The organism is Gemmatimonadota bacterium (assembly GCA_016209965.1).
Taxonomy (GTDB): Bacteria; Gemmatimonadota; Gemmatimonadetes; order Longimicrobiales; family RSA9; genus JACQVE01.
Window position 1 is genome coordinate 1 of sequence record JACQVE010000094.1, and the last position, 10,050, is coordinate 10,050.

A 10,050-nucleotide genomic window follows, 5' to 3' on the forward strand; every position below is an offset into this window, starting at 1 on the left:
CCGCCCGGTCATGCCCAGGTTGACGAGGAGCCGCAGCGCGGGGTTGAACAGCAGGACCACCTTCTTGCCGCGTCGCATGACGCCTTCGATGCGCCGGCCGCGTAGGGCGGCGTTCAGCCGCGCGGGTGTGAGGCCCTGGGCCAGGATGTCGGTGTGGTAGACATGCACGCCGGTGACCGTGCGGCCCACGACCCGGCGCCGCAGGTCACGGGCGATGGTTTCGGCCTCAGGCAGTTCGGGCATGACGCTCCAGCTCTCGCCAACCGATGTCTCGACGGTATTGCTTACCCTCGAAGCGGATCGCCGCTGCGGCCGCGCGGCTGCGCGCGGCGGCCTCGGCCAGGGAACCTGCGACGGCGGTCACGGCCAGGACCCGCCCGCCAGTGGTGAGGAGCCGGCTGTCCTCGAGCCGGGTGCCGGCGTGGAACAGGAGCACGCCGGCGCTGGACTGCGGCGCCGGCGGGATGAGGATCTCGCGGCCTGCTTCCGACGGGCCGGGGTAGCCGGCGGCGGCCAGCACGGTGGCCAGCGCGAACGCGGGGTGCCAGTCCAGGCTCGCGCCCTCGAGCTGCGCGCCGCGCGCGACGGCCAGGACGGGCTCGAGCAGCGATGAGCGCAGCAAGGGGAGCAGGGCCTGGGTCTCCGGATCGCCGAAGCGGGCATTGAACTCGAGGACGCTGGGGCCGCCGGCTGTGAGCATGAGCCCGGCGTAGAGCACGCCGCGGAACGGCCGGCCGTCCTCGCGCAGTGCGGCCAGTGTGGGCGCAAGGATCTCGCGGCGGATACGGTCCAGCAGCACTGCGTCCACGAGCGAGACGGGTGCGCAGGCGCCCATGCCCCCGGTGTTCGGCCCGGTCTCGCCCTCGCCGATGCGCTTGTAGTCCTGGGCGGGGAGCAGCGGCAGCGCGTCCATGCCATCGGCCAGCGCCAGCACGGAGACCTCCTCGCCCTCGAGCCGATCCTCGATCACGATCTCCCGGCCGGCCGCGCCGAAGGCTTCCTCGACGAGCATGGCGTGGGCGGCGGCCAGGGCCTGCTCCACGGTCTCGCACACCACTACGCCCTTGCCCGCGGCCAGCCCCGAGGCCTTCACGACCAGCGGGGCTCCGCGGTCGCGGATATACCGCTCGGCGGGCCCGGCCTCGGTGAAGGCGGCGGAGGGCGCGGTGGGGACGCCGGCGCGGCGCATGAGCGACTTGGCATAAGCCTTGGACGCCTCAATGGCCGCGGCGGCGCGGCTGGGGCCGAGGATGGGCAGCCCGTGCCGCGCGAAGACGTCGACAATGCCGGCCGCCAAGGGCGCCTCGGGACCGACCACCGTCAGATCAATGGACTGCCCCTCGGCCCAGCCGGCGAGGGCGTCGGCGGCGGTGGGATCGAAGGGGAGGGAAGTGGCCAGCTCTGCGGTGCCGCCGTTGCCGCGGGTGACATAGAGCTCGGCGGCCGGAGCATCCTGCCTCAGCTTCCAGAGCAGGGCGTGCTCACGGCCGCCGTAGCCTACGACCAGGATCTTCATGCCGCGCCGACCTCAGTACACCGGTTCATAGCCGGATAAAGGATCAGTTCACCGCGGAGCGCGCAGAGGAAGCCAGCGGGCTCTGCGGTGAGTTGCAACGGGTATTGCCTTACGGAGCGTCAGGGGCGGCGGAAGCTTTCGGCGACCGCGTCGCGGATGCGGCGGGCGGCGTCGCCGACCTGGTCCACCACGCCGCGCGCCTCCTCCGCATAGGCGTGGGCGGCGGCGGCCAGGTCCTCCATGTAGGGGCGGGCCTCGTCGGAGCGGCGCCGGTACTCGCCGCGCAGCACGCGGTCGTACTCGCCGGCCTCGATCCAGTCGCGCAACTCGGCCGCCCGCAGAACGTGGAAGGGGTGTGTGGCAGGAAGCAGGTTGAGGACCTTGAAGACGGCATCCGCGATGTCGCCGCCCTTGCGGTACTCGTCAGCCTGCTGCAGGAACTCGTTCAGGTCCGTTTCCTCGCGCTCGCCGCCGCCGGCCAGCTTCATCTGCGTGCGCAGCGCGGGCTCCGGCCGCTGTCCGGCGAGCAGCCCGGCGCGGTCAGCGGACAGCTCACTCTTCCGACTCCACTCGAGCAGGGCCAGCAGCACCGCGCGTGCGGCCAGGCCCACGATGGGGAACCCCTGCTGCGCCAGCAGGATGAGCAGCACCGTCATGGTGCGGTACAGCACGTGGCCGGAGAGGATATGCCCCAGCTCGTGGCCCAGCAGCCACTCGAGCTCCTCGTCATCCAGCAGCCGGATGCTCGCGGAGTTCAGCACAATGAACGGCCGGTCCATGCCGTAGGCGCCGGCATTGACAAAGGGGGTCTGGGAAACGAACAGGTCGTAGGGCGCGGGTGAATCGAGGGTCTCGAGCACGCGCAGATAGTGGTGGTGCACGCGCGGGAACTGGCGCTCCGAGACGCGCACCGCATTGGCCTGGAACGCCAGGCGCACGGGCTTCTCGCCAAAGAAGCCGACCAGCTTCTTGAGCACCTCGTCGAACCCCGGGATGCGGCGCAACGCGGAAAGGGCGGCACGGTCCGCCGGGTGCTCCCAGGTGCTCGAGCTGATCTCCCGCAGGACGCGGCGAGCGTGCGCGGTCTCGTCTTTCTCAGGCATTCTCCTCGTCCCCCTCCAATCCCGATCCCTATCCCGATGCCGAGCACCCTTCGGCCCGGCTCAGGCGGCCGGGGTCTCGCTGGTTGGTTCCCCGCAGTCGCTCCGGCGCCCGGGGGTCCCGGGAGCTCCCCCCCTCCTACGGCCTGGGCCGCTCCGGGGTTTCCGGCGGCCCGCTGGCCTTGGTGGGCGCGGGGGGCGCGAGGCCGGCGGGCGGGCGCACGCCGGTGAACAGCCGCCACGGCCGCTCGGCGACCTCGCGCATGAAGTGCTGCAGCAGCATGGTCGTGCTGTCCAGGTTGGCGAGGATGCCGCTGATCTCGGGCTCGCGCGCGTTCAACAGGCTGGTCGCGTCCTGGACGATGCGGCGGGTGTCGCCCAGGAGGCCGCGCACCGAGTCGATGCTGGCGGTGGCCACGGGCGCGAGCGCGCCCAGGTGGGTGCGAAGGGCCACGGTCAGCGACTCGGCGGCGACCAGCTCCGCCTGCAGCCCCTGGAGCAGCGTGGGCAGCGCCCTGGTGGTCACCACAATGGCCTGATTGGCCGAGGCCGTGGTGCGCGCCAGCGTGTCCATGAGCGCGCGCGAGGTCTCGAGCGTCGTCATGAGCTCGGTCGTCATGCTAGTGGCCAGATCCTGCACCTGAGCGACGACCTCCGGCGCGCGCACGCCCGGCACCGTGTCGCCGGGCTCGAGGTAGCTCTCGCTCCAGGGGCCGATCTTGAGCAGCAGCTTGCCGGCGCCGATCACCGTGGGCGGAAGCAGCATGGCGTGGGTGCCGACCGGCAGGCGCAGCGTGTCGCCCTTTGAGAGGCGCGACTCGATGTCCATGCGAACGTGGAAGATGGGCATGCCGCTCTCGCCGATGGCCGGCTCAATGGCGGCGACGCGGCCGATGGTGTACCCCTGCAGGTAGACGGGCGCCTGCTCGGCCACGCCGTCAATGCTCTCGAAGGAGGTGTAGAGCGGATACGTCTTCTCCTGCAACGCGGGCGAGAGCCAGAACAGGGAGCCGCCCAGGATCAGCAGTCCCAGCATGACCACGGCCCCCACGGTGAGGTCAGTGCGTTCCCACTTCATGAGTCTCCAGTCGCAACCCTTGCTCCTCCCAGTACGCGGCGAGGTCCGCGCAGTCGAAGAGCACCTGGTCACGTTCGGCCGTGGTGATCAAGGCGGTGCAGCCGGCGCGGCGGCAGCGCGAGAGGAACCACTGGACGCGCGCCGGCCGCAGGTACTCTCCGGGATCCTCGAGCAGCAGCAGTTCGGGGTCGCGGATCACTGCGCGCGCCAGTACGGCTTTCTTGCGGACGTCCAGCGGCACGTCGGCGGGCCGAGAGTTGCCCCACTCCTGGATTCCGAATTCCGCCAGCGCCTCCGTGGCCCGCTGGTTGGCCTGCTCCAGCTCAGCCGCGCCGCTGTAGAGGAGCGGCACGACCAGGTTCATGCGCAAGGTCAGGTTGCTGACCAGGCCGCCCGGCAGCAGGGCCACGCCGAGGCGACGGCGGAACTGGTACGCCCTGCGCCGGTCGAGCCGGGAGGGCTCGATGCCCAGCACCTCGACCCGCCCGAAGGACGGCTCGACCAGGCCCACACAAAGGCGGAGCAGTGCGGCGCCCGCCGAAGGCGGCGCGCCCACCACGCAGAAGGCGCCCGCCGGCACTTCCAGGTCCAGGGGCCGCGGCCACTCGCCGAAGGAGGGCGGCGGCAGCACCTCCTGCAACCGGATCACCGGGTTCCCGTTCGCGTTCATAGGAAGTAGCGCAGCAGTGAAATCGACGTCGAGACCAGGAAAACGAAGAGGATCGAAGCGACGACGCCGCGCGTGGCGCACTGCGGGATGTCCGTGGGCTTGCGCCCGCCCAGCAGTCCCTCCTGGCTGCACAGCATGGCCACGCCGGCACCAAAGATGGCACCCTTGAGCAGCGTGATCCAGAGGTCCCCGAGCGTCAAGGCCAGCCGCAGCGAGCTGGCGTACTCGGCCGCCGAGACGCCGCCCAGCAATGCGGCCACCACGGCGCCGCCGCCCAGGGTGACGGCGTCGAAGTAGATGGTGAGCAGCGCCACGGAAACGGCGCCGCCCACGACGCGCGGCACCACCAGGTACTGCAGTGGGTCGACGCCCATGGCCTCGAGCGCCTCGGTCTCGCCCATCACGCCATTGGTGGCCAGCTCGGCGGCTATAGCAGTGCCGGAGCGGGCAATCACCACGATGGCCGTGAGCAGTGGCCCGAGCTCCTGCACCACCACGGTCACCAGGATCCTGCCCAGCACCTCGGACAGCCCGAAGCGTGCCGCCTGGGCGTGCGCCTGCACGATCACGGTCACGCCAATGACCAGCGCGATCATGCTCAGGAAGGGCAGCGCCTGGACGGCCGTGAAGCGGACCTGGTTGATCAGGATGCGCAGCCCCAGCGACCGCGTGGTCACGGGGTAATCCATGGCGGAGCGGATGACGGCGCCCAGGAAGCTGACGCGATCCACGTAATGCGCGCCTCGCCCGCGCGCGCCGCGGCCTACGCCAGCAACGGCTTCCAGCAGCATAGCGGTTCAGGCTGCGGCCAGGGCCTGATCCAGATCGGCGATCAGGTCCTCGACGTCCTCGATGCCCACGGACAGCCGCAACAGCCCGTCCGTGATCCCCATGGCTTCCCGCCGCTCGCGCGGCACGGAGGCGTGCGTCATGACCGCCGGATGACCGATCAGGCTCTCGACACCGCCCAGACTCTCGGCCAGGGCGAACAGCCGCGTGCGCTCCGCCACCCGGCGCGCACGCTCGAACGTGCCCAGCTCCAGGCTCACCATCCCCGTGAACCCCCGCATCTGCCGCCGCGCCAGCTCGTGCTGCGGGTGCGAGGCCAGCCCCGGATAGTAGACCCGCTCGACCGCCGGGTGCTGCGCCAGGAACTCCGCCACACGCTGGCCGTTGCGGTTGTGCGCCTCCATGCGCAAGTGCAGCGTCTTGGTGCCGCGCAGCACCAGCCAGCAGTCCCAGGGGCCGGGCACCGCGCCGGCGGCCTTCTGCAGGAAGCGGAGCTCGGCGGCGACGTCGTCGTCATTGGTGACCACGACCCCGCCGATCACGTCCGAATGGCCATTCAGGTACTTGGTGCTCGAGTGCACGACCAGGTGGGCGCCCAACGCGAGGGGCTGCTGGTTGTAGGGCGAGGCGAAGGTGTTGTCCACGCACAGGAGGACGCCCGCGTCCGCCGCGATCTGCGCGGCCGCGCGCAGGTCCGCGAGCCGCATCATCGGGTTGGTGGGCGTCTCGAGGAAGAGCAGACGGGTCTCCGGGCGGAGCGCGCGCTTCATGGTCTCCGCCTCGCGCGAGTCCACAAACGTGAACTTCACGCCCAGCCGCGCCAGCACCTGGGTGAACATGCGGTGCGTCCCGCCGTACGTGTTCTCTTCACTGATCACGTGATCGCCGGCCGAGAGTCGCTTCACCACCGCCTCGATCGCGGCCAACCCGCTGGCGAAGGCGATGCCGTGCCGCCCGCCCTCCAGCGCCGCCACGTTCGCTTCCATGGCTTCCCGCGTCGGGTTCTGCACGCGGGCGTACTCGTAGCCCCGTTTCGGCGCGCCCAGTGCCTCCTGCACGTAGGTCGAAGTCTGGTAGACGGGCGCCATGATCGCGCCCGTCGTGGGATCGGGCGCCTGCCCCGCGTGGACGGCGCGGGTAGCAAAGGCGTGGCCGGCATCAGTCATTGGAAAAGGCGAGTCGGGGGACCGCGTGTGTGCAACCCAAGAATAGTGGCGGCGGTGGGCGGCGGCAATGGCCCGGACCAGGTTTCCTTGCTATGCTGCCGTCCCGCCAACCGTGGTGCTCTGGGCCGGGCTTCGGCCAACCGGGCGCGCGGTAAGGCCTCCGCGTAGCCAAAGGGGTGGGGTGGCGTAGGATAGTCAATCCGGCCAACATGGAAGAGTAAAACATGGTCCGTGTGCTCGCGCACCAGAAGGTAACCGCGGACGGTGCGGCCCCGCCCGCGCGCTGGCTGCTCTTCCTGCACGGGGTGTATGGCGCGGGCCGCAACTGGGCATCGCTGGCGCGCAGGCTGGTGCGCCGGCGGCGCGACTGGGGCGCCGTGCTGGTGGACCTGCGCGAGCACGGCGGCTCGCGCGGCTTCCCGCCGCCGCATACGCTGCCAGCGGCAGCCGGTGATGTGGCCGCGCTGGTTGCGGCTGAGCGCCTGCGCGCTGCGGCCGTGCTGGGCCATTCCTTTGGCGGCAAGGTCGCGCTGCACCTCCTGACGCTGGGGCTGCCCGGACTCGAGCGGGTGTGGGTGGTAGACTCGACGCCGGAGGCGGGGCCGCCGCGCGGCAGTGCTTGGGAGATGCTCGAGGTGGTCCGCTCGTTGTCGGGGCCGTTCCCTGCACGCCAAGCTGCCGTGGAGCAGCTCGTCGCCCGCGGCATTGCCGCGCCCGTGGCGGAATGGATGAGCACGAATCTGGAGCCGTCCGACCGGGGCTACCGCTGGCGTCTCGACCTGGAGACGCTGGAAGCGCTGCTGCGGGACTTCTTCCGCACGGATTTGTGGCGCGTGGTCGAGGAGCCGCCGCCCGGCGTACGCATCCATTTCATCAAGGCGGAGGCCTCAGGCGTGCTGAGCGCGGTGGCGTGCGGGCGGCTCGAGCGGGCGGGGGAGCGCAGCGGCCAGGTTTTCCTGCACCGGCTCGCGGGCGGGCACTGGCTGAACGCCGACAACCCCGAGGGCGTGCTGAAGCTGCTCGAGACTCACCTGTGAATCCTGGCGGCTGGTCTCCGAGCGGCTTTGCCGCCGAGGTTCTGAGGCATTGGGCTTGTTGACACTTTTCTGCGGCCCGGTCTAAGTTGCCTGCCGGCATTCGGCCGTCGGCGCCGCCGGCGGCCGTTCCTCCTGTCCCGTTTGGGCCCATGCCGTTCGAGATTCCAGCCGGTCTCATGGTCAGCGTTTCCGGGGTGCGCGGCCGCGTGGGCGAGTCGCTCACGCCGGAGGTGGCCACGCGCTTTGCCGCGGCGTTCGGCGCCTATCTTGGCGCCGATGTCGTGGGCCGCCGGCCGCACGTAGTGCTGGCCCGGGATTCCCGCACTTCCGGGCCCATGTTCGCCCGTGCGGCCGCCGCCGGGCTGCAGTCCGTGGGGTGCGACGTCGTCGACCTGGGCCTCGTGCCCACGCCGACCGCGCTGCTCAGCATTGCCGAGCTGGATGCGGATGGCGGGGTGGTCGTCACGGCCAGTCACAATCCGGTCGAGTGGAACGCGCTCAAGTTCGCTTCCGGCGCCGGCACGTTCCTGGATGCCGAGGAGGCGCCGCGCATGCGCGCCTTCCTGGCGGACCGGCCGCTCCCCCGCGCCGGCTGGGAGGGCGTGGGCGTGGTGACGGCGGACCAGCAGGCCGTGCCGCGCCACCTGGATGCCGTGCTGCGGATCCCATTCCTGGACGTGCCCGCCCTCCGCGCCCGGCGCTTCCATGTGGCCCTGGACTGCGTGCGGGGTGCCGGCGCGGTGCTGCTGCCGCCACTGCTCGAGGCGCTGGGGTGCGCGGTCTCGGGCATCCATCTCGAGCCCGACGGCCGCCTTCCGCGCGCGCCGGAGCCGGTCGCGGAGAACCTGGGCGAGCTCGAGGCGCTGGTACGGCAGAGCGGCGCGGAAGTGGGGCTGGCCACGGACCCGGACGGCGACCGCCTCTCCCTGGTGAGCAATTCCGGTCGCGCCCTGGGCGAGGAGCTGACCCTGGCGCTGGCCGCACGGCTCGTGCTGCGCCACCGCCCGGGGCCGCTGGTCACCAACCTCTCCAGCAGCGCGGTAACGGAGGAGGTGGCCGCCGAGGCCGGCGTCCCCCTGCACCGTGCGCCTGTGGGCGAGATCCATGTGGTGCGGCGCATGCAGGCGGTGGGCGCGGTCGTAGGCGGTGAAGGCAACGGCGGCGTGATCCTTCCCGATGTGCAATACACGCGGGATGCGGCAGTGGCGGCTGCGCTCGTGCTGCAGCTCCTGCTCGAAACGGGGGCGACGCTGGAGCAGGAGGCGGCTCGTTTCCGGCCGTACGTGATCGTGAAGGAAAAGGTCCGCTGGGGCGCAGCGTCGGGCGCGCCGGCCTATGATACTTTGCAGGCGCTGCTCCCGGCGCCCGAGGTGGATAGGCAGGACGGGCTGCGCCTGGCCTGGCCCGAGGCGCGCAAATGGCTGCACCTGCGCCCCTCCGGCACGGAGCCGATCTTGCGCATCATTGCCGAGGCGCCCACGGCGGGGGAGGCGCAGGAGCTGGTGCAGATCGCGCGCCAGGCGTTGCTGGGCACGCTCGCCGGCTTGCCGGGCGGGGCGGCCGCGGCGGGCTGAAGTGGTCGAATTCGCAGGTAGGCATGGATTCGGGCGCCGATCTCGAGTGGAGGGGATCTTGCAGCTTTCCGTTTGATACAAAGCCATTGATCAAAGGAACCAGAACCATGTGTGGGATCGTGGGATACATCGGGCGCCAGGCGGCGGTGCCGATCCTGATGGAGGGGCTGAAACGGCTCGAGTACCGCGGCTATGACTCGGCAGGGCTGACCGTGCTGTCCAACGGGCGGCTGGCCACGCGCAAGGCGGCGGGCAAGATCGCCGACCTGGAAGCGCTGCTGGGGAGCGGCGGCGTGCCCGCCGGCACCTGCGGCATTGCGCACACGCGCTGGGCCACGCACGGTGCGCCCAACACGGTAAACGCGCACCCCCACCTCGACTGCTCGGGCGACTTTGCCGTGGCGCACAACGGCATCATCGAGAATGCCGGCACCCTGCGCCGCAAGCTCGAGGCACTGGGGCACACCATGCGCAGCGAGACGGACACCGAGGTCGTGGCCCACATGATCGAGCAGGTGTACGACGGCTCGTTCGAGGAGGCGGTGCGCGCCGCGCTGCGGCAGGTCGAGGGGACGTACGGCCTGGCCATCCTGAGCAGCCGCGACCCGGGCAAGATCATAGCCGCCCGGCGCGGCAGTCCCCTGCTGGTGGGGATCGGTGAGCGGGGCGAGTACTTCATTGCCAGTGACGTGGCGGCTGTGCTGGCGCGGACGCGGCAGGTCATCTACCTGGACGACGGGGAGATGGCAGTGCTCAGGCCGGACGGTTATGAGACACTCTCGCTCAAGGGCGGGCCGGTGACCAAGGAGGTCGAGCACGTCTCGTGGGACCTCGAGGCCATCGAGAAGGGTGGCCACGAGCACTTCATGCTGAAGGAGATCTTCGAGCAGCCCGAGTCGCTGCGCAACACCATGCGCGGCCGGCTGCTCGAGGCGGAGGGGACGGCCAAGCTGGGCGGGCTGAACCTGACGGCCGAGCAACTGCTGCACTTCGAGAACATGGTCATCACGGCGTGCGGCACCTCCTGGCATGCCGCCCTGATCGGCGAGTACATGCTCGAGGAGGTGGCGCGCATCCCGGTCGAGGTCGAGTACGCCTCCGAGTTCCGCTACCGCAACCC

General features: G+C 70.9%; 10 protein-coding genes. 3 read left to right on the plus strand and 7 right to left on the minus strand.

Annotated elements, in window-relative coordinates:
* The 7 genes from HY703_03910 to HY703_03940 all read right to left on the minus strand — a co-directional run.
* On the minus strand, positions 1 to 243 hold a 243-nt coding region (locus HY703_03910; protein ID MBI4544320.1), incomplete at its 3' end, for a DNA-formamidopyrimidine glycosylase.
* Positions 227 to 1,516 (minus strand): phosphoribosylamine--glycine ligase, encoded by a 1,290-nt coding sequence (gene purD, locus HY703_03915; GenBank protein MBI4544321.1) that lies wholly within the window; start codon positions 1,514 to 1,516, stop codon positions 227 to 229. The genes HY703_03910 and purD, both read right to left, overlap by 17 nt.
* Positions 1,517 to 1,635: 119 nt before the next feature.
* Positions 1,636 to 2,619, minus strand: coding sequence for a M48 family metallopeptidase (locus tag HY703_03920; protein MBI4544322.1), 984 nt, complete (start codon positions 2,617 to 2,619; stop codon positions 1,636 to 1,638).
* Positions 2,620 to 2,755: 136 nt separating this feature from the next.
* Positions 2,756 to 3,694: an MCE family protein gene (locus tag HY703_03925; GenBank protein ID MBI4544323.1), complete on the minus strand. Its 939-nt coding sequence runs from the start codon at positions 3,692 to 3,694 to the stop codon at positions 2,756 to 2,758.
* On the minus strand, positions 3,675 to 4,364 hold the full coding sequence (locus tag HY703_03930; protein ID MBI4544324.1) for a hypothetical protein: 690 nt from the start codon (positions 4,362 to 4,364) through the stop codon (positions 3,675 to 3,677). Before HY703_03930 ends, HY703_03925 begins: the two co-directional genes overlap by 20 nt.
* Complete coding sequence (locus HY703_03935) at positions 4,361 to 5,155, minus strand: ABC transporter permease (GenBank protein MBI4544325.1); 795 nt, start codon at positions 5,153 to 5,155, stop codon at positions 4,361 to 4,363. The genes HY703_03930 and HY703_03935 overlap by 4 nt, the downstream gene beginning before the upstream one ends.
* Before the next feature lie 6 nt (positions 5,156 to 5,161).
* Complete coding sequence (locus HY703_03940; GenBank protein ID MBI4544326.1) at positions 5,162 to 6,319, minus strand: cystathionine gamma-synthase; 1,158 nt, start codon at positions 6,317 to 6,319, stop codon at positions 5,162 to 5,164.
* Between the two features lie 224 nt (positions 6,320 to 6,543).
* On the opposite strand from HY703_03940, the gene HY703_03945 reads away from it, so the two are divergent.
* The 3 genes from HY703_03945 to glmS all read left to right on the plus strand — a co-directional run.
* Entirely contained in the window at positions 6,544 to 7,356 is an 813-nt protein-coding gene (locus tag HY703_03945) for an alpha/beta hydrolase (protein MBI4544327.1), read from the plus strand.
* 149 nt (positions 7,357 to 7,505) lie between these two features.
* Positions 7,506 to 8,930, plus strand: a complete 1,425-nt coding sequence (gene glmM, locus HY703_03950; GenBank protein MBI4544328.1) for a phosphoglucosamine mutase — start codon at positions 7,506 to 7,508, stop codon at positions 8,928 to 8,930.
* 107 nt (positions 8,931 to 9,037) lie between these two features.
* The coding region (gene glmS, locus HY703_03955; protein ID MBI4544329.1) for a glutamine--fructose-6-phosphate transaminase (isomerizing) at positions 9,038 to 10,050 on the plus strand (1,013 nt) is incomplete at its 3' end.